General features: G+C 73.1%; 15 protein-coding genes. 10 read left to right on the top strand and 5 right to left on the bottom strand.

Going from position 1 to position 19,084, the window contains the following annotated elements; translation table 11 throughout:
* Positions 1 to 6: 6 nt before the first annotated feature.
* Positions 7 to 663: an ATP-binding cassette domain-containing protein gene (locus WMF44_RS43765; RefSeq protein ID WP_437295976.1), complete on the top strand. Its 657-nt coding sequence runs from the start codon at positions 7 to 9 to the stop codon at positions 661 to 663.
* Between the two features lie 264 nt (positions 664 to 927).
* On the opposite strand, the gene bioD is transcribed toward WMF44_RS43765, so the two are convergent.
* The 3 genes from bioD to zapA form a co-directional block, all read right to left on the bottom strand.
* Positions 928 to 1,578, bottom strand: a complete 651-nt coding sequence (bioD, locus tag WMF44_RS43760; RefSeq protein ID WP_437295975.1) for a dethiobiotin synthase — start codon at positions 1,576 to 1,578, stop codon at positions 928 to 930.
* Positions 1,579 to 1,622: 44 nt separating this feature from the next.
* Positions 1,623 to 2,777 (bottom strand): aminotransferase class I/II-fold pyridoxal phosphate-dependent enzyme, encoded by a 1,155-nt coding sequence (locus WMF44_RS43755; protein ID WP_437295974.1) that lies wholly within the window; start codon positions 2,775 to 2,777, stop codon positions 1,623 to 1,625.
* A gap of 73 nt (positions 2,778 to 2,850) precedes the next feature.
* On the bottom strand, positions 2,851 to 3,180 hold the full coding sequence (zapA, locus tag WMF44_RS43750) for a cell division protein ZapA (protein ID WP_012240768.1): 330 nt from the start codon (positions 3,178 to 3,180) through the stop codon (positions 2,851 to 2,853).
* Between the two features lie 206 nt (positions 3,181 to 3,386).
* Between zapA and WMF44_RS43745 the strand changes: the two genes are divergently transcribed.
* A complete protein-coding gene (locus WMF44_RS43745) occupies positions 3,387 to 4,001 on the top strand; it encodes a hypothetical protein (protein ID WP_437295973.1) in 615 nt (204 codons plus the stop codon).
* Positions 4,002 to 4,034: 33 nt separating this feature from the next.
* On the opposite strand, the gene WMF44_RS43740 is transcribed toward WMF44_RS43745, so the two are convergent.
* A complete protein-coding gene (locus WMF44_RS43740) occupies positions 4,035 to 4,790 on the bottom strand; it encodes a hypothetical protein (protein WP_437295972.1) in 756 nt (251 codons plus the stop codon).
* Positions 4,791 to 5,049: 259 nt separating this feature from the next.
* Between WMF44_RS43740 and WMF44_RS43735 the strand changes: the two genes are divergently transcribed.
* The 7 genes from WMF44_RS43735 to WMF44_RS43705 all read left to right on the top strand — a co-directional run bounded on the left by WMF44_RS43735 (position 5,050) and on the right by WMF44_RS43705 (position 16,007).
* Positions 5,050 to 5,388 (top strand): DUF167 domain-containing protein, encoded by a 339-nt coding sequence (locus WMF44_RS43735; RefSeq protein WP_437295971.1) that lies wholly within the window; start codon positions 5,050 to 5,052, stop codon positions 5,386 to 5,388.
* Positions 5,385 to 6,182: a diaminopimelate epimerase gene (gene dapF, locus WMF44_RS43730; RefSeq protein WP_437295970.1), complete on the top strand. Its 798-nt coding sequence runs from the start codon at positions 5,385 to 5,387 to the stop codon at positions 6,180 to 6,182. Before WMF44_RS43735 ends, dapF begins: the two co-directional genes overlap by 4 nt.
* Entirely contained in the window at positions 6,179 to 8,065 is a 1,887-nt protein-coding gene (locus WMF44_RS43725; RefSeq protein WP_437295969.1) for a diguanylate cyclase domain-containing protein, read from the top strand. Before dapF ends, WMF44_RS43725 begins: the two co-directional genes overlap by 4 nt.
* 31 nt (positions 8,066 to 8,096) lie before the next feature.
* On the top strand, positions 8,097 to 9,737 hold the full coding sequence (locus WMF44_RS43720) for a DUF4388 domain-containing protein (protein ID WP_437295968.1): 1,641 nt from the start codon (positions 8,097 to 8,099) through the stop codon (positions 9,735 to 9,737).
* Between the two features lie 156 nt (positions 9,738 to 9,893).
* Entirely contained in the window at positions 9,894 to 11,006 is a 1,113-nt protein-coding gene (gene ald / locus WMF44_RS43715) for an alanine dehydrogenase (protein ID WP_437295967.1), read from the top strand.
* Positions 11,007 to 11,022: 16 nt separating this feature from the next.
* Positions 11,023 to 12,114, top strand: a complete 1,092-nt coding sequence (locus WMF44_RS43710; protein ID WP_437295966.1) for an isocitrate/isopropylmalate dehydrogenase family protein — start codon at positions 11,023 to 11,025, stop codon at positions 12,112 to 12,114.
* A gap of 101 nt (positions 12,115 to 12,215) precedes the next feature.
* A complete protein-coding gene (locus WMF44_RS43705) occupies positions 12,216 to 16,007 on the top strand; it encodes a response regulator (protein ID WP_437295965.1) in 3,792 nt (1,263 codons plus the stop codon).
* Between the two features lie 58 nt (positions 16,008 to 16,065).
* On the opposite strand, the gene WMF44_RS43700 is transcribed toward WMF44_RS43705, so the two are convergent.
* A complete protein-coding gene (locus WMF44_RS43700; RefSeq protein ID WP_437295964.1) occupies positions 16,066 to 16,752 on the bottom strand; it encodes a hypothetical protein in 687 nt (228 codons plus the stop codon).
* Between the two features lie 538 nt (positions 16,753 to 17,290).
* Here WMF44_RS43700 and WMF44_RS43695 point away from each other — a divergent pair.
* Positions 17,291 to 19,060, top strand: coding sequence for a DUF2169 family type VI secretion system accessory protein (locus WMF44_RS43695; protein ID WP_437295963.1), 1,770 nt, complete (start codon positions 17,291 to 17,293; stop codon positions 19,058 to 19,060).
* Positions 19,061 to 19,084 lie beyond the last annotated feature (24 nt).

The raw sequence follows: 19,084 nt of genomic DNA, 5'->3' as shown, positions 1-19,084 counted from the left end.
AGCGAGGTGAGCGCTGTGAGGACGATCGAGCGCGTGGTGGCCCGTGGCGTCGTGAAGACCTACGGGGCGACGGCGGCATTGCGTGGGGTGAACGCGACGATCGAGGCAGGGCGATTGACGCTCATCGAGGGGGCGAACGGGTCGGGCAAGTCGACGCTGCTCGGGATCCTCGGGACCGTGATCCGTCCCACGTCGGGCGCGGTGGACTACGAGCCGCTGGGCGACGATGTCGGGACGGCGCGCGGCACCATCGGCTGGCTGTCCCACGAATCGCTGGCGTACCCGGACCTCTCCGGTCGGCAGAACGTTGAGCTGGCGGCCGGCTTCCACGGGCTCGACGCGCACGAGGCGTGGCGTCATGCGGAGGAGCGCTTCGAGCTCGGGAGCTTTGCGCTAAGGCCGCTCCGCACGTGTTCGCGCGGCCAGCGGCAACGAATCGCGCTCGCGAGGGCCCTGGTGCACCAGCCTTCGCTGGTGCTGCTGGATGAGCCGACCACGGGCCTGGACCGCGCGGGGGTGGCGCGGCTGCTCGCGGTGGTGGACGCGGAGGTGGCGCGAGGCGCCGCGGTGGTCGTGGTGTCCCACGAGCCAGAGGTCTTCCGGGAGCGAGCGGCCGCCCGTCTGGTGCTGGAGCGGGGTCGCGTCGTCACCGGCGCTTCCTGACGGGTCGGGCCGGTACTTCGGAAGGCCTGCGAGCCCGCCGAGCGGATCTCCTCGACCGGAGCTCAGGCCTCGAGCACCGATCACGTTGAAACCCGGAGAATTTTCACAGGGAGGCGAGGAGGCAGGGAGGAAGAAGAAAATGAACTTCTCCCTCTCGCCGTCTCTCGCTCCCCGCCTCCCCGCCTCCCTGTGAAATTCCTGTTCTTTTCTGGGGTTCAACCCCGGTCTCGGGGCTGGCCATCCCTCGAACGCGATGACGTCCCGCTACGAAAGTGCGAGGCGCACCAGGGCGAGCTGGGCTGCGGCGAGCGATGCCGGCGCGGTCGGGGCGGAGCGCGGCATCACGACGGCGCCGGAGGCAATGCCGAGCGCAGCGAGCTCCCCCGCGTTCGTGCCGGTCGATGCGTCGGGCATCGCCGGCGGGTTCAGCACGATCAAGGCCGGCGGAAGACCAGGGGCGAGCACGCGGAGGGCGAGCGTGCAGCAAGCGATCTCGTGAAGGATGCCCAGCCTGTCGAGGCCGACCAGGACGACGGCACCGGGAGAGAGCGCGCGCACGAGATCTGCGTTCGTCAGTCCTGGTCCGAGCGGGGAGAGGAGCGCGCCGGCGCTCTCCACGATCGCGAGGGGAGCGGACTGCCTGTCGACCCACGCGGTGGCGACGTCCAGCGAGATGGCGCGTCCGCAACGGCGCGCTGCCAGGTGAGGGGAGAGCGGTTCAGCGAAGCGGTAGGGTGCTGGCTCGGGCTGGACCGAGCTGACGAGCGCCAGCTGCTCGGCGTCGGTCGTCGAGGTGCCGTCGATGCCCGATTCGATGGGTTTCAGGCCGCAGACCTTGTCACCGCGAGCTGCCAGCGCTGCGACCAGCGCGACCGACACGTGCGTCTTGCCCACCCCGGTCCCGGTTCCGACCACGGCGACCCGGATCCGTCCTGTTTCACGTGAAACAGGATCTCCTCTCATCGCATTGCCTCCCGGAATCCTGCGAGGGCACGCTCGACGTCCGACTCGGAGAGCGACGCGTTCGCCACGATGCGGAGCCGCGACGTACCTGCAGGCACCGTCGGCGGCCGGATCGCCTGGACGAGGACGCCCTCGCTCGCGAGGCGCCGAGACATCTCCACCGCGGCCCCCGGCGACTTCAGAAGCCAGGGGAGGATCGGGCCCGAGGAGCCAGGAAGCAGCTCGGCTCCCAGCGCCAGCAGACCGGAGCGAAGCCGGCGGGTGATCCTCGCCAGGCGCGCCCGAGCCGGGTCGTCCGCGGCGGCGCGGCGGACCCGCTCCACCGCAGCGAGCGCCACCACGGGGCTGATGCCGGTCGAGTAAACGAAGCTCCTGGCGCGGTTCCACAGGTAGGTCCGCAAGGTCGACGAGCCAGCGACGAAGGCGCCGTGGAGCCCGAGCGACTTGCCGAGCGTGCCGATGAGCGCGTCGGGGCGAACCCCGGCCTCGGCGCAGAGGCCGGCCCCGCGCGGTCCGAAGACACCGAGGGCGTGCGCCTCGTCCACGATCAACGCGGCATCGTGACGATCGCAGAGCTCACGGAGGCGGTGGAGGTCGGGGGTGTCGCCATCCATGCTGAAGAGCGATTCGGTCACCACCCACCGGCGGCGCGCGCCCCTGGCCCGCACGAGGGCGCTCTCGACCGCCTCCACGTCGACATGGCCCACCACCTCGACCGTCGCCCCCGAGAGACGACATCCGTCGATGAGCGACGCGTGGTTCAGCGCGTCCGACACCACGACGTCTCCCGGCCTGGCCAGCGCAGCGACGGTGCCGACGTTCGCCGCATACCCCGAGGAGAACAGCAGCGCCGCTTCCACGCTCAGCCAGGCGGCGATCTCCCTCTCGGCCATCAGGTGGGCCTCGTGGGTCCCGCTCACCAGGCGGGACGCCCCCGCACCACTCGCGGTCCCGACCTCGGAAGGCAACGCGAGCCCGGCGTAGCCGAGGTAGTCGTTGGAGCAAAGGACCAGCAGCCGGTCGGAAGCCGGGGCAGCAGGGGGTGTGCGCAGCAAGCCCGCGCGCTCCATCTCGGAGAGCTCGTCCTGGAGATGGCGAAGGGCGCTCACGCCTCCAGGCGTGGGGTCGAGGGCCTGGAAAGCTTCATCCATGGGTGCAGGCATGCCATCTCCAGTCAGCGGCAGGGCCGCTCAGCGGGATCCCGCCAGGTACGGGCGCTCCAGCTCAGCGCGTGCTGTCGTTCGCTCCGCTGGACGAGGGCGACTCGGGACCGGCGCCGAGGACCGCGTCGACCCGCTGCAGGATACGGCCAAATGCGTCCCGCGCGCGCCCCGCGATGACCGACGCCCGGGTCCGCTCCTGCTCGAGATCGTGCGCGAGCGCGATGGCGGCGAGCAACATGGCCTGGGGGGTCACGGCGCGGCCGGCGGGCACAACGGTAGCGAGCTTCTGATCGACGACCGCGGCGAGCCGCTGGAGCTCTTCGTCGCTCGCAGACGTCACCACGCGGTAGGTCTGACCTCCTACCCGCAGCTGCACTGTGCGTCGCGCCATGGCCCCCGGACGCTACCATGAACGCTAGCGGGCGCGCAGGGCGGGCTGCGCGGTGCGAACGGAGGGACTCACCGGCGACGGACGCAACGCACGCGACACACGCGATGCAGCGAAGACGAGCTCCGGAGAGCCCCACGCAGGGCGGAAGCGCCGTGCAGCCGAATTCAGGCGCGCTCCCCGCCGGCGCCCTGTAGCATCGTTCCATCATGGCCACCGCGGGCCGCCCAGCTGCCTTGGTTGCCGCGCTCCTCGGAGCCGTTCTCCTCCACGGCACAGCCCGCGCCGAGCCCCAGGCGAGCGCAGGCGTCACCGTTGGCCTGGCCGGCGTCGGCCTCGATCGCCAGCTGTGGGACTCCACGGTCTTCCACCTCGGGCTGCGCGGGGATGTCCTGTTCGGCCGCGCTGCCAACGACGACTTCGGCGTCGGTCCCTACGCCGAGGTGCTCACCCACGCGTTCGACGAGATCCAGACCGGCGCGGGCGTCTCCGTGCTCGCGCCCATCCACGACTCGTTCCCTCTGGTCCTCTCCACCGGCGCCTACGGCCGGTGGAGCGACGACGCCCGCGGCGTGGAGCCAGGGATCGCCGCCACCATCTTCTGGGGCGGACGCAGCTACAACTTCCACTCGCGCTACGGGATGAGCACAGGGCTGCTCGCCCAGGGGCGGTTCGGGCTCGGCGGCTCGAAGGAGACGGCGGTCGTCCTCGCGGCGCAGCTCGATCTCGCGCTGCTCGCCCTTCCGTTCGTCTACCTCTTCGAGGCTGCGAAAGGGCCGTCGCCCGAAGCAGCCCCCGTGCACCGCGCCCGACCGGCGCGGTGACGGCGGCTCGGGCCGGGGCCTGCGGGGAGCGCTCTACAGGCCGAAGCTGGCGATGTGATCGGCGCAGGGCTGACCGAGGTCACGACAGTCCTGAGGGCCCCGGGCGCCAGGGCAGGTGCCCTCGAGCTCCTTGGCGTCCTCGCACTCCTCGTTCGCGGAGCTGGAGCAGCAGTCCAGCGGAGACGTGTCGACGCACCGGCTGCAGCCGAAGCAGACCCGGACGGGGTAGGTCCACTCCGTGGTCTCGACCTCCTGGCCGCCCAGCGTCCTGCCGCGCAGCACCACCGTCGCCCACACCTGGATATCGCGCCGGAGCTGCGCGGCCTGCCCGCGCAAGGTGTCCATCGTGGCGCCGTCGATCAGGAGGACCTCGGCGCAGTTGTAGCCCGGGTCGCCGGACGAACCCGGGTCGACCGTGCCGGTGATCGGAACGACGTAGCCCGGCGTCACGTCGTTGCCCTCGATGTCGACGACACGGACCTCGGCCTCGTAGAGCTGGACGCGGGACGTCTCCGTCCGGAGGACGTCGGGGTCGCCGCGCTGCACGATCTGGTTGCCCACCAGGAGCATCGCGCTGTGGCTGCCCGCATAGGCCGAGTCCACCGCGTCCTCGGTCCAGAACGGTTCACCGGGGCCGCAGCTCACGGTGCAGTCCCCCGTCTCCGCCATCCGCATGCGGATGAACAGGCTGCTCTCATTGTCGGCGCATGCAGACCCGAGCAGGCCACCCGACGTCGCGAGCAGCGCGAGCGCGCACAACCTCCTCGCGAGGCCGGGCGTTGCGTTCACGGACCCTTCTCCTTCATCAGTCATGTCCAACGCCTCCACCGCGGAAATGAACATCGGCAGCGAACAACGAGCGCCGCGGATGCAAGTCGACCTGCCGGATCGTACTGCGCGAGCCGACCCACGGCCGGGGCGAAAAGAGTAGCGGGTCAGGCCGCCAACCGGCAAATTCGCGATGGCCGTCGCCGTCCGAAGAGCGACATCACCGCGCCTCGCGGGAACCACGCGTGAGCTCCAGATACGCTACGATGCCGCCGGCCAGATGAGCAAACCCGAGGAGAGCGGCGCCGTCGGCGAGTGGAGTCGCCTCGCGATCACCGAGCGCGCCGAAGGCGTCCGCATCTCGGTCCAGGTGCGCCCGAGGTCGTCGCGCTCGGCCATCGTCGGGGTGCGCGAGGGCGCGCTCGACGTGGCGTTGACCGCGCCGCCCGTGGAGGGCGCCGCCAACGCGGAGCTCGTCAAGCTGCTCTCGCGCGCGCTCGACGTGCGTCAGAGCGATGTCCAGATCGCCCTCGGCGCGAGCGGCAGGAGCAAGGTCGTCGCCGTCCGTGGGCTCAAGGAAGCCGAGGCGCGAGAGCGGCTCGCCGGGGCGAAGCGATGAAGGAAAACGTCGTCCGGTTCGAGAAGTGGGAAGGTCTTGGCAACGACTTCATCCTGGTCGAGGCGGTCCCGATGACCGCCGAGGCGGCGCGGCGCCTCTGTGACAGGCGGTTCGGCATCGGCGCCGACGGCGTGCTCGTGATCGAGCGCGAGCAGCCGCGCATGCAGGTCTGGAACGCCGACGGGAGCCGCCCCGAGATGTGCGGCAACGGGATCCGCTGCGTCGCGGCCTACCTCGTCTCCCGCGGGACCCCCCAGAAGGCGCTCACCATCGCGACCGACGCCGGCGACAAGCGGTGCGAGGTCACGCGGGCGGGCGATCGCTTCGACGTGCTCGTCGGCATGGGCCAGGCCCGCATGGGCGAGACGCTCGTCGTCACAGCGCTCGGCGCGGAGCACCGGTTCGCCTGCGTCGACGTCGGCAACCCGCACGCGGTGACGTTCGATCCCTACACGGAGGACGCGATCGACGAGCTCGGGCCGATCGTCGCGACAACGCCGGCCGAGGGCGTCAACGTCGAGTTCTGCCGCGTTCGACCGGCCGACCACGGCGAGGCTGCGCGCATCGACGTGACCGTCTGGGAGCGCGGGGTGGGCCGCACGCTGGCGTGCGGCACGGGCGCCTGCGCCGTGGCGGCCGCCGCGTGCGCGCAGGGCCGCGCGCCGTACGGGGCGCCTCTCCGCGTGGCGCTGCCGGGCGGCTCGCTGCGCATCACCGTCGCCCCCGGATCCCTGGAGCTGCTCATGCAAGGCCCGGCGCGCCGGGCGTTCTCGGGCGAGGTGGTGATCGCGTGACCGCCTCGCTCGAGGGGGTCTGGGGTCCTGGCCGGGCGCCGGCCCACGAGTTCTCGCTCAAGGTGCTCGCCGTCATCGCGGACGAGGCGACCCGCACGCTGTTCTCGCGGGTCATCACGTCCGATGAGCTGATGCTCGCCGGCGATCTCGCCGAGGGGATCGTCCTCGCCGAGACCGCCGCGCCCGACGTCGCCTTCATCGATGTCGGGCTCGGGGACGGGGCCGGCCTCGCCATGGTCCACCACCTGAAAGCCCTCGCCTCCGAGGCCACCGTCTTCGCGCTGGCGACGAGGGCGGAGCTCGAGGCGGGCGCCCATGCGGTCGCGCTCGGCGGCGCCGGGCTCTTCCTGCTGCCGCTCGGCGGGGACGAGGTGCTGAACGCCGTCGGCTCGGTGCGCCTGCGCTTCGCCGAGCGGGCTCTCCGGATGCAGCTCGAGCAGGAAGCCGCGCGCAGCGCGCGCGCTGCCGGGTGGATCGCCCGCGTGGCCGAGCTCGCCGATGCGCGCGACCGCAACGCGGCGGCCCAGCAGCTCGCCGAGGTGTTCGTCGAGGCGACGGGCGCGGCGGCGGCCGCCGTCTACCTGGCCGCCGGAGAGCGCTCCAGCGAGCTGGTCCGCGCCGCGGCGATGGGGCCGCTCGACCGCGCGCCCGCCTACGGGACCGAGACCGACATCCTCGATTTCGCCCGGCGCGAGCAGCTCATCGTCGTCCCGCTGGCGCTCCGCAAGCTCGCCGCGGGGCATCTCGTTCTCCAGAAGGAGCCCGGCCGCAGCTCCGCGTTCCCTTCGGTCAGGCGCCCGGACAGCGCGGCCTCGACCCCGCGGCGCGCCCCGCTCCTCGACGGCCTCGTCAAGCTGCTCGCCACGCAGGCGACGACGGCGCTCGCCCTCCTCGGCGAGCGCGAACGCTCGGCGGGCGGCGCTGCGATGAAGGATCCGGCGTCGAGCGCCTACTCGTTCGCCTACTACGTCGACGTCGCCGGCCGGGAGATCGACAAGGCCAGGCGGTACGGCCGCCGGTTCACGATCGCGACCATCGTGATCGAGCCGGATGCGGCGGCCGCGCCGGAGCGCCCAGGCGACCTCGCCTTCTGGAGGACCACGCCGGCGCCCCCGGCGAACACGCACAACCCGGGTCAGGTCGTCGAGCACCTGCTCCGCGCCGTGCGCGACACCGACATCCTGGCCCGCGTCGACGAGAACGAGTTCCACCTGCTCATGCCCGAGACGGCCGCCCTGGAGGCCCACGCCTGCCATCGGCGGATGCTCTCGCACGTCGCCGAGAGCGAGAAGCGGGCCGGGTACCTGCCGAAGGGGCTGCTCGTCGGGGTCGCCACCTTCCCCCATGACGGCCAGAGCCTCGCGCAGCTGCTCCGCATCGCCCGGCGGCGCGCCGACGCCACCAAGTCCTCGATCGTCCACCGCGTCCCTCAGGACCGGCGGAGCATCGGCGAGATCGTCAGCCTCCTCGTCCGGGAGCCCCCCGCGCCCGGCGGAGCTTCCGCCATCTCGGCGCCGCGCGCGCTCGATCTGCCGGTGTCCGATACGATCCTGCTCGCGACGTCGGTCGTCAGGAACGCGCTCCGCGGGGGCGCCGTGTTCCTGCTCGTCGCGCACCACGACGGGCTGAGCCTGGGAGCGCAGGTCAAGGCGCAGCTGGCCTCGCCGCGCGACGACGTGGTGGTGCACACCGTCGACCTCCGCTCCTCGCCAGGGTGCGACGACATCGAGGCGCTCTGCGTCCTCGCGGAGCACGGCGCGTATGCCCTGGTAGGGCGCAATCAGGGGGGGTTCGTGAAGGGTATCCACGCCGCCGATCCGCTGCTCGCGGACTTCCTCGCCGAGCGGCTCGGCCGCGCGGCCGGGCTGCGGGTCTTCGGCTGACTCGGAGGGCGCCGTTCCAGTGTCTCGCAGGGTGCTGCTGGTTGATTCGGACGTGGACGCGCTCGGCGCGCTCGCGTCGGCGCTCAGGGCGCGTGGTCTCACCGTGACCAACGCGAACGGCGCGTTTGAAGCCGTGGAGCAGGCGTTCAAGCGCCGGCCCGACGTCGTGCTCGCCGCCAGGGTGCTCGACGAGGACAACGCGCTCGCGGACGCGTTCGCCGCCGTCCCCGACCTCGCCGATACCCCGATCCTCTTCCTCGTCGACGGCGCCGAGGGCGAGCTGGGCTTCGACGAGGTCCTGCGGGGCGACGTCGATCACATCGTCTCGCGGATCACCGAGGCGTCGCCGCGCGGCTCCAAGCCGACGGTGCCGCAGGAGATCCGCGGCGACCTCCAGCAGGTCCCGCTCGTCGACCTGCTCCAGCTGCTCGCGATGAACCGCCGGAGCGGCACCCTCGGCATCACCACGCCGACCGGGGCAGGGGAGCTGCGGCTCCTGGCAGGGGAGGTGATCGACGCCGTCTACCGCCGCCTCGAGGGGGAGAAGGCGCTTTACCGGCTGCTCGGCGAGCGGGACGGGCACTTCGCGTTCTCACCCGGCGAACCGGCGAGCGTGCGCCGCATCATGGCGCCGACCTCGCGTCTCCTGATGGAAGCGCTCCGCCAGGTCGACGAGGTCCAGCGCCGGCGATCCGAGCTCGCGCCGGCCGGTGAGGCCTTCCTGGTGACCGAGCCCGCGAGCGACGACCTCGACCTGTCCCCGCTCCCGGACCACGAGACGTTCAGCGTCGACGCGACCTTCGGCGACAGCGCCGCGGCGGACCGAGGGAGCGCCGCGCCCCCGGCGAGCGCCATGACCTCGCTGCCCGACTTCACCGCCGCGCCGATGCCGGCGAGCGACGTGAAGGGCAACCGCGGCGGGTCGATGCCGCCGCCGCCCACGCTCCGCGCCGCGGAGCCGGCCGCGTTCAGGCTCGAGGCGCTGCGCACCCCGACGACCTCGCCGCCGGCGCCCCTCGGGGAGCCGGCGGAGCGCGCGGCCGTGGCCGAGAAGCTGACGGCGCTGCTCCAGATGCCGCACAACCTCGACGAGCTGCTCGACGAGATCAGCGGGCCGGATCTCCTGATCCTCGAGGTCCTGATGGAGCTCACGGCCTCCGGGAAGATCCGCCGCATCTCGCTCGCCGACCTCACGACGCCGTTCGCGCCGTCGGAGCACCTTCCCGTCCTCCGGTCCCTGGTGACCCGCCTGGCCCGGCCCGGCTTCGCGCCGCCGCCCCACCTCGTCATCGCCGCCAGCACGCGCCGCATGGCGACGCTCTCTCATGCGGTCCGCCGCATCGGGGACGCCATCGTCCCCGCCGAGCCTCCGCCGCAGGCGGCGATCCCGAGGCCGCTCGGCGTCATCCGGCTCGGCGACGGCGTCGAGCTCGCGCTGGTCGGCCTCCCCATCGAGGAGAGCTTCGCGCCAGCCTGGCCGCTCGCCCTGCACGGCGCGGCCGCGGTCGTCCGGCTCGGCGACGGCGGTGAGGACGCGCTGGCGGCGCACTGCGAGGCCCTGGAGCTCCTGCTGCTCGACGCAGAGGCCATGATGGGGCCGCTCGATCTCGCCTCGCCGGGACAGATCACATTGCTCGTCCGCGCCGCGCTCGAGGCCGCCGCGGGCGTCTGACCGGCCGACAAAAACGTCGCTTCAGAACGGATCTTCCGGGTTTCTCGCCTCGGAAACAGGCGTTCGACGCGGTGGCTCACGGCGTTGCGAGGGCAGGTTTCTGCTATCGTCGCACACGCCTCGCTTCAGCAGTTCGGCGAGGAGAGGAGCGCGATCGTGCTTATCGGAGTCCCCAAGGAGATCAAGACACGTGAGTACCGCGTCGGCATGACGCCCGCGGGAGTCCGGGCCCTGGTCGGGCACGGGCACAAGGTCCTCGTGGAGTCCGGCGCCGGCGAAGGCAGCGGGATCTCCGACGAAGCCTACGGACGCGCGGGCGCCCTCATCGCGCGATCGGCAGCGGAAGCGTGGAGCGCCGACATGGTCGTGAAGGTGAAGGAGCCGCTCCCCGCAGAGTACGGCCACTTTCGCCCGGGTCTCCTCCTCTATACCTACCTGCACCTGGCCGCCGAGCCGGATCTCACGCGGGAGCTCGCCAGGCGAGGCGTGACCGGCATCGCGTACGAGACCATCCAGCACGAGGACGGCTCGCTGCCGCTGCTGCGGCCCATGAGCGAGGTGGCCGGCAGGATGGCCGTTCAGGTCGGCGCCTCGTGCCTGGAGAAAGAGCGGGGCGGCAAGGGCGTGCTCCTCGGCGGCGTGCCGGGGACGCGGCGCGGCCGCGTGGCGATCCTCGGCGGCGGCGTTGTCGGCCGGAACGCGGCGACCATCGCGGTCGGGATGGGGGCGCAGGTCACCGTGCTCGATGTCCGCGCCGAGACGATGAGCTACCTCGAAGACGTGTTCGGGGGCGCGATCGAGACGCTCTACTCCAACGCGGAGAACATCGAGATGGTGTGCGAGCGCGCCGATCTCGTGGTCGGCGCGGTGCTCGTGCCCGGCGCCAAGGCGCCCCAGCTCGTGACCGAGGAGCACATCCGCCGCATGGAGAGAGGGACGGTCGTCGTCGACGTCGCCGTGGATCAGGGCGGGTGCATCGCGACCTGCCGCCCGACGACCCACGACAACCCGACCTACGAGGTGCACGGGGTCGTCCACTACTGCGTCACCAACATGCCGGGCGCTGTCTCGCACACGAGCACCTGGGCGCTCACGAACACGACGATCGGCTACGCGGTGGCGATCGCCAACCAGGGCATCGTCGCCGCGGCCAAGGCCGACAGGTCCGTCGCCCTCGGCATCAACACCCACGGCGGCCACGTGACCTACGGCCCCGTCGCGGCGGCCCACCGGCTGGAGTACGTGCCGGTCGAACGCGCGCTCGGCTGACCGGGAGCGCGACCTCGTGGCAGCCAAAAAGAAGAAGAAAATCGCGATCATCGGCGGTGACGGCATCGGCCCGTCCGTCATCGTCGAGGCGAAGCTCCTGCTCGAGGTCTACCAGGAGCGGGCAGGGCTGCCGATCGACCTCTGGGAGCTCGATCTCGGCGCCGACCGGTACCTGCGCGACGGGACGACCTTCCCGAACCAGATCCAGATCGCCATCCAGCGCGAGTGCTCGGCGGTGCTGCTCGGCGCCCTGGGTGATCCCCGCGTGCCCAACCTGGAGCACGCGCGCGACATCCTCTTTGGCATGCGCTTCGGCTACGACCTCTACGCCAATGTGAGGCCCGTCCGCGCGCTGTCGGACCGGCTGGTGCCGCTCAAAGGCCGCACGGCGAAGGACATCGACTTCGTTGTGTTCCGCGAGAACACCGAGGGGATCTACGTCGGGATGGGCGGGCAGTTCAAGCGCGGCACCCCCGACGAGGTCGCGATCAACGAGGACGTGAATACGAGGAAGGGCGTCGAGCGGATCATCCGCGCGGCGTTCGACTACGCGCGCGCGAACGGCCGGACGCGGGTCACGATGGCGGACAAGTCGAACGCGATGCGGCACGCGCACGAGCTCTGGCTGCGCGTCTTCCACGAGGTGCGCGCCCAGTATCCGGAGATCCAGTCGAACCACGTCTACGTGGACGCCCTCTGCCTGTACGTCATCCAGGATCCGTCGCAATTCCAGGTGATCGTGACGAACAACCTGTTCGGCGACATCGTGACCGATCTCGGCGCGGCGCTGCAGGGGGGGCTCGGCATGGCGGCGAGCGCGAACGTGCACGCGTCCGATCCGGCGCGGGTCGCGCTGTTCGAGCCGGTGCACGGGTCGGCGCCGCCGCTCGCCGGCAAGGACATCGCGAACCCGTTCGCGGCGATGCTCACCGCGGGGCTGCTGCTCGCTCACCTCGGGTGGCCCGAGGAAGAGCGCCGCATCGAGCGCTGGGTCTCCCAGGCGCTCGACGAGGGGATGTGCACGGTCGATGTGGGCGGCACGCTCGGCACGCGCGCCGCCGCCGCATGGGTCCGGGAGCAGATCGCCGCCGAGCTGGGGCCGCCGTGAGGTGACCCGGGGGCGACGTCGCGCGGCCGGGAGCCACGGGCGCGGGGGCGCGATCGCCGAGAAGTTCGGGTGTCCGATCCTCCTGTGATACGGGACCGCCAATGGGCGTAGGATCGAGGGCAGTGGAGCACGCGGGGCCGCGCAGCAATCCAGCGAGCGAGGCTCGGCACGAGCGGCTGGGCGGCGCGCGCGCCGAGTTCGTGGCGAACCTGGGTCGCCGCGTGGCGGAGCTCCGCGAGATGGTCCGGCGGATCGAGGCGGAGGGCGATGCGCCGCGGCTCGTCGAGGAGCTGAAGCGGCGCCTGCACTCGCTCGGCGCGGGGGCGCGCCTCCTGCGCTTCGTGCGCGTCGCCGAGCGGCTCGCCGAAGGGGAGTCGCAGCTCGCCGCCGCGAACGGCGCGCGGCTCGGCGGCGAGGCCGCGGCGGCCCTGCGGAAGCTGCTCGAGGAGCTGCCCGCCCTGGCCTGGGGGCAGTCGGCCATGGGTGAGCAGGCGCCCGCGCGCGCCGCCGCGCCGCTCGAGCAGGCGGCGGCGCCGCCCCGCGCGCGCGCCGCCGCGGAGCAGCCGAACGCGCGCAGCGCCAGCGCGCGGCCGGAAGGCGCGGGTGCGGCCAAGGGCCAGGCCACGACGTGGATCGCGGGCGTGAGCAACGGCCGCGCGCTCGCCGCCGAGCCGCTCTCGCTCGAGGAGGAAGAGGAAGCGCGCGATTCCTCGACGCGCGGCGTGGAGCAGGCGGCCTCCGCAGAGGCGCCGGAGGCCGCGCCGGCCGCGTCGCCGGCCACGTCGATCGACGCGCCGATCACCGTCCTCGTCGTGGGCACAGCGCCGCTCGCCGAGGCGCTCGACGCGGCGAGCGCCGACGTCGGGCCGTCGTTCGAGATCGAGCGGACCGACGACGTGGCGACGGCGATCGATCTCGCGCGGGCCTTCGCTCCGGATCTGGTCCTGCTCGACGCGGACATGCCGGGCGCGCGCGGGCTGGCGGAGGCGCTTGCCGCCGATCCGCTGACCGACCTGGTCCCCGTCGTCGCCGTCGGCCGCTTCGCTCGGCCCGAGGACGCGGCCCCCTACCTGGCGCTCGGCGCCGCGCGCGCGCTGCCGAAGCCCGTGTCGCCGGACGCGCTCCGGCGCGCCGCAGCGGAGGCAGCGGTGGCCTGCGTTCGCGCTGAGGCCGCGCGCGCCGTGCGCGGGCCGTTCGGGGCCGTCAGCCTCGACGAGCTCGGGGCGCGCCTTGCGGAGGAGCTCCGCCGCGGCCTCTGCGACGCCGCCGAGCCGAGGAGCCGCGGGGAGAACGTGGATCTGGGCGACGGCGCCGAGGTCCTCGCGGCGCTCTGGGGCGCGGTGGCGCGCATCCGCGATCTCGTGACGATCCGCTCGCAGGGCGGCGTGCGGTTCTCGCCGAGCGGGCCGGAGGGCGCGCTGCCGCTCGCCCCGTGGATGAACGCGCCGAGCGCGCCCGAGGGCGAGCGCTCGCGGCTGCACAGCGAGATCCGCGCGAGGTCGCCGGCGCGCACGATCAGCGCGTCGAGCGCGTCGCCGGGCGACGCGGCGCTCGACGCGATGGACATCGTTGTCGCGGACGACGATCCGGCGGTGACGTGGTTCCTCGCCGGCGTGCTCCGGGCCGCGGGCGCGAACGTGCACGAGGCGCACGACGGCGCGCGGGCGCTCGACCTCGCGTACCAGACGACGCCGGACCTCGTCGTGAGCGACGTGCTGATGCCGCGGCTCGACGGCTTCGCCCTCTGCCGCGCGCTCAAGCGCGACGTCGCGCTGCGCGACGTGCCGGTCATCCTGCTCTCGTGGAAGGAGGACCTGCTCCAGCGGCTCCGCGAGCTCGGCGCCCAGGCCGACGGCTACCTCCGCAAGGAGGAGAGCGCCGCGGCCTTCGTGCAGCGGGTGCACGAGGTCCTGCGGGGCAGGCGGCGCGTCGCCGAGCGCATCGCGACGGGCGGCGAGGTCCGCGGGCGGCTCGACGGCATGACGGCGCGGACGCTGCTGTCGCTCTCGTGCGCGCGCCGGCCCGACGCGCTCGTGTCGGTCCGCGACGCCGCGTTCCTGTACGAGGTGCTGATCAAGGACGGCCGCCCCGCCGGCGCGACCCGGACGGCGCAGGACGGGACGTTCCACCGCGGCCCCTCCGTGCTCGCGGCGCTCCTCGGCGTCGGCGCCGGCCGCTTCGTCGTGGCGCCTCTGCCGGAGAGCGAGCTCGAGGCGCCGCCGCGCCCCGGGTTCGAGGGGACGCTCGCGGAGCAGCTCCTGCCCGCGATCGCGGCGGCCCGGGCCGCCCAGCGGCTGTTCCACGGGCCGGCGCTGGTGCAGGTCGAGCGCGTCGTCCTCGACCTGGAGGGGATGGGCGCGACCGCCGACGCGACGCCCGAGCCGGCGCGCTCGCTCCTCCGGGCGCTCGCCCGCGGGACGTCGCCGCGATCGGTCATCACCTCGGGGGAGTTCGCCGCGGGCCTCGTCGAGGACGTGCTGAACGACGTCGCAGCGCGCGGCGGCGTGCGCCGGGTGATCGGCCGCGAGGGAGAGGACCTGCTCGCCCCCGCCGTGGCCTACGAGGAGGAGACGCTCCGCGGCGTGCGGCGCGTCCCGGAGCGGGCCGCCCCGGTCGCGGCGCTGCCGCCGGAGCTCGCCGGCGACGCCGCCGCCGCGTCGTCGCGCGCCTCGGTCGAGCTCACCGACGATCAGCTCACGGTGGTGCCCGGCTCGGTGGCGCCGCGATCGGCCATGCCGGCGCGCGGCTCGGCGGCGCCGAGCGCTGCGGTGTCGGTGCCCGGCCCGGCGGTGTCGGTGCCCGGCCCGGCGGTGTCGGTGTCCGGCCCGGCGGTGTCGGCGCCGGAGTCGTTGGCGTCCGTCTCCGTGCTGTCCGTGGACGCCGAGGACGAGGAAACGGCGTTCGCGAGCGCGCGCGGCAAGGAAGACGCGAGGGCGCTCGCGAGCGCGCTGGCCAACCCCCGGGTCCCGAGCGATCTCGCCGAGCTGCGAGGCGACGCGAGCAGCCCGCGCCCGGCGTGGACCTCCCAGCTCGAGGCCGCCGTGCTGGCGGGCGTGACGCCGGCCGTGCCCGGCGTGGCCCCGGCGCCCCGCGCGCCGGAGGCCACGCTGCCCGCGCTCGAGTACCCGAAGCCCGAGCGGCTGCTGACGCTGGGCTCGCTCCCGCCGCCGCCCGTCGTCGAGGCGCCGGCGCCGGCGCCCGCGGCGCTCCAGGTCCCCGCGGCGCTCCAGGTCCCCGCGGCGCCGCCCGCCGCGCGGCTCGCGGCCCCCGCGCCCGCGCCCGCGATCGACGAGTCGCCCACGCCGCGCCGCGTGCGCCGCCCGTCGGCCTACGTGCCGACGCCGCAGCCGCCCGCCCGCGACAACCGCATGACGATGTGGGTCCTCTTCGCGGTGGCGGCGTTCGTCTTCGCGGTGGCCGCGCGGCTGTCGCGCGATCACGAGCTGCAGAGCGCCCCGCCGCCCTCCGACCAGCCGAGCCCGCCGGCCGCGGAGCCCGCGGCCGCAGCCCCGCCCGGCGCTGCCGCGCCGGCCGCCGCCGGCTCGTCGAGCGTGGTCGCGGCGGCGGCGGTCGCCGCCACGCCGGCCCCGGCTGCCGCCGGGCCGATCGGCGAGTCGACGTCGAACCCCGTGCTCCCCGAGGATCTGCCGCTGACCGCCGGGCACAAGGTGCCCGAGGGGCAGGGCATGCTGGAGGTGATCGCCGGCGCGGGCGACACGCTCTTCGTGGACGGGCGGAAGGTCGGCACCGGCAGCGTCAAGCTGCCGCTGGCGCCCAAGGACGGCGTCTACGAGATCCGGGCGAAGCTCCGGGACGAGGAGCGCGTGCGCTTCGCGGTCGTCAAGGCCGGCCGCCTCACCCGGCTCCGCATCGCGCCGCCGTGGCGGCGCTGATCGGCGAGCGGCGCCGGGCTGCGTGTCGCGCCGCCGTGGCGGCGCTGAGCGCCGCGCGTCACGCCGGCGGACTCTCGACCGCGGGAGCGGCCTTGACCTTCTTCGGCCCCTGCGTGCTCTTCTTGAAGAACCGCCCGGGCCAGTCCTTCGGCAGCCTCCGCTCTTCCGCCCGCTGGATCAGCAGGCCGTAGCGCGCGCGCCGCGCGGCGTTGATGTCGTCCACGAACCGGACGATCTCTCGCACGCGTTGATCGGCGGTCGCGGCGGCGGCGCGCCGCCGCTCCTCGACCGCGGCGTCGCCCCGGGTGATGTCCCCTTCGAGCCGGGCGCCGAGCGCCTGGAGGGCGGGCTCGCCCTCGGTCTTGAGCGATGCCGGCCACGCGCGCACGACCTCGATCTCGCTCTCCAGCCCGAGGCGCACGATCTCGTGGCGCGCCTTCTTGAAGTAGCGCTTGCGCTGCGGCGCGTCCCGATCGCGGAAGGTCCGGAGCAGCTCGTTGTCGAGCTCGTCGACGGTGTCGTCGAGCAGGTCGTCCTCGGCGTCGATGCCCGCCTGCGCGACGATCTCGGCGCGCCATGCGCTCCGCTGTCCGGTGTTCACCTGAGCCCAGCGCTCCACGAGCGCGCCGGCCTCCGAGGCGAGGTCGCTCGCGTTCCTGTCCTTGAGCAGCCGCGCTTCCTCGTAGACCAGGACGCTCCAGATGAGATCGAGGGAGTCGTCGTAATGGATGGTGTTGATGGCCATGGTTCCCCTCTCGTTGTTCCTTCGAGCCTTCGAGCGCCGCCGGTGAAGGGCCGACGAGCGTCGAGGATCGTGGAGGCTAAGAAGGGCGAGCGAGCTCGTCAATGTAACGCGGCGGCCTCGGGAGCGATGTCGGCGGCCGAGCAAGCTTCCGACGCGGCGTCGGGGGCGATGCCGGCGTCTGGGCGGGCGCCCGGTGGGGTGTCGGGGGCGATGTCGGCGGCTGCGAGGGCTTCCGGCGGGGCGTCGGGAGCGATGTTGGTAGCTGCGAGGGTTTCTGACGCGGCGTCGGGAGCGATGTTGGTAGCTGCGAGGGTCTCTGACGGGGCGTCGGGAGCGGTGTGCCTGAAGCTTGGCCGCGTGCTCCGCCGCGTGGAGCGGCGTCGTCGCCGGCCGATCCGTTGCCTCAGGCCGCTGCGGTTGCCAGCGCCGGGAGCCGCGCCGTCGATGCATCGTTGGCGAGCGGATTCGAGGTGTCGAGGCCGCGCCGCGACGCCCGCCGAGCTGACGGGAGCGACCCTCCCCGGTATGTTCCCCATGGATGCAGATCGTGGCGCGCTGTCCGCTGAAGGCCGCTTCCCTCCTGTGGCATCCGCGGGCGGGGGCTACCGCGCTGACCCTCCTCTGCAAGGCGACCTTTGCGCTCCGGTCAGGCAGATCGCGGCTGGCCGCAGAGCAGGATGCGCTGTCGACGCTCGATACCTACGCGGACGATGCGCGCACCATCCTGATCACCGCGAGCGACATGTGCCCCTTCAAGCGGCGGGCGGACGTCCTCTTTCACGGCCACGCGTACGCGCCGAGCGGGCACCAGGCCCCCTCGATCGTCGTGCGGCTCATCGTCGGCAAGCTCGACAAGTCGATCGAGGTCCAGGCGGACAGGGGATGGAACGGACAGCAGCTGTGGTCCGTGGTCAACTTCAGGCCCGTCGCACCGAGCTCGCCCCTGCGCGCGGCGCTGCTCGGGCGACACGCGAAGGCATGGGATCCACAGACGTGGAATACACGGCCGCTGCCGGATGACTTCGACGGCGCGTTCTTCAATGCAGCACCAGTGGACCAGCAGATCCCGGAGCTCACAGGCGACGAGATCATCGTGCTCGAGCACCTCTCGCCCGTCCATCCACGGCTCGTGACGCGCCTTTCGAGGATCGTCCCGCGAGCGAGCGTGCAGCGGGAGAACAAGGACCTGGAGCTGGTGCGGTTGCGCTGCGACACGTTGAGCATCGACGGCGACAGGGGCGTCGCGTCGCTGGTCTTTCGCGGGCTGGTGCCGCTCTCGCATCCAGACGAGCCGGGGCTCGTCACCATCACGACGGAGGCGGAGAAGGACCCTAAGGAGGAAGGGAACATCGACCCCCGCGCGAACGACGCCCGCTCGAGCAAGGAGCAGCCAGGGACGATGGCCTTCACGGCCAGTCAGCTCGTCGGAGCGGCGAAGCCGGCGCTTCCGTTCGTCTCCGGTGCGCCCGCGCCGGAGATCGAGCGGGGGTCCACGGCACCGCTCGAGGATCCTGCCGTGATGTACCGCATTGGCACGGGCACGGGTCCGCTGAGCCCGACGCTCATCCGAGGCGCCCTGCCGTTCCATCCCTCATTCCCGGAAAAACCGGGCACGCCACCTGCTCCTCCCGGGTCGCTGAGCTCCGTCGCGGCGCTCGAGCTCGAGCCGGAGCTCGCCCGGATGGGCGCCGCTGCGCCCGAGGCAGAGATCGAGCGCGAGGCGCCCATCGACATCCCTCCGCCGCCGATGTTCGGCCCGCTGCCCGTGCCGGCGAGACCTGCTCCGGGCGAGGCGGCCGCCGGCGTGCTCCCCGCGGCAGCCGCCGCGGAGAGCACGCCGGCGGCCGTGGCGGAGGACAGGGAGGCTTCTGCGCCGGAGCCGCCACCGTTCGAGCTGTCGATCGAGCAGGTCGCCGCGATAGCGGCGGAGATCGCCGAGCGCAGGCAGGACCAGGCCGTGGTGTTGGACGCGCACGGACTGCATGAGCCCGGGTGGAGCGAGAACCAGCAGCGCTGGACAGCGGCGATCGAGGAGCAGGCGTCGCGCGGATCGCACGCGCTGCGAGCGGCGTACGACGCGGCGTACGTGGCCCAGGTGGAGCAGTTCCGAGGAGCGATCACCCCGGAGGAGTACGCGAGGATCCTCCTCGCGCTCGATCGACGGTGCACGGACGAGACGCTGGATGCGCTCAAAATCCAGCGTCCCGCGTTGATGCCGATCGTCCGGCTGTGGACGAGGGCGCTGGCCAGGGACGCGGCGCTCGCGGACGCGGTCACGGACGCGTTGCGAGCGGCGCAGCGCGCCTAGAGCGACAAACGGGTTGAAACCCCA

It is taken from the genome of Sorangium sp. So ce426, from assembly GCF_051475585.1.
Classification (GTDB): Bacteria; Myxococcota_A; Polyangia; order Polyangiales; family Polyangiaceae; genus Sorangium; species Sorangium cellulosum_B.
Note: the sequence above shows the minus strand (reverse complement) of the source record. Positions and strands in the feature narration are given on the sequence as shown.

Coding starts and splice junctions, on each gene's coding strand:
- dapF (WP_437295970.1), top strand. CDS start 5,385: ATGAAGGAAAACGTCGTCCGGTTCGAGAAGTGGGAAGGTCTTGGCAAC.
- WMF44_RS43695 (WP_437295963.1), top strand. CDS start 17,291: ATGCAGATCGTGGCGCGCTGTCCGCTGAAGGCCGCTTCCCTCCTGTGG.
- WMF44_RS43745 (WP_437295973.1), top strand. CDS start 3,387: ATGGCCACCGCGGGCCGCCCAGCTGCCTTGGTTGCCGCGCTCCTCGGA.
- zapA (WP_012240768.1), bottom strand. CDS start 3,180: ATGGCGCGACGCACAGTGCAGCTGCGGGTAGGAGGTCAGACCTACCGC.
- WMF44_RS43700 (WP_437295964.1), bottom strand. CDS start 16,752: ATGGCCATCAACACCATCCATTACGACGACTCCCTCGATCTCATCTGG.
- WMF44_RS43735 (WP_437295971.1), top strand. CDS start 5,050: ATGAGCAAACCCGAGGAGAGCGGCGCCGTCGGCGAGTGGAGTCGCCTC.
- WMF44_RS43755 (WP_437295974.1), bottom strand. CDS start 2,777: ATGGATGAAGCTTTCCAGGCCCTCGACCCCACGCCTGGAGGCGTGAGC.
- WMF44_RS43705 (WP_437295965.1), top strand. CDS start 12,216: ATGGGCGTAGGATCGAGGGCAGTGGAGCACGCGGGGCCGCGCAGCAAT.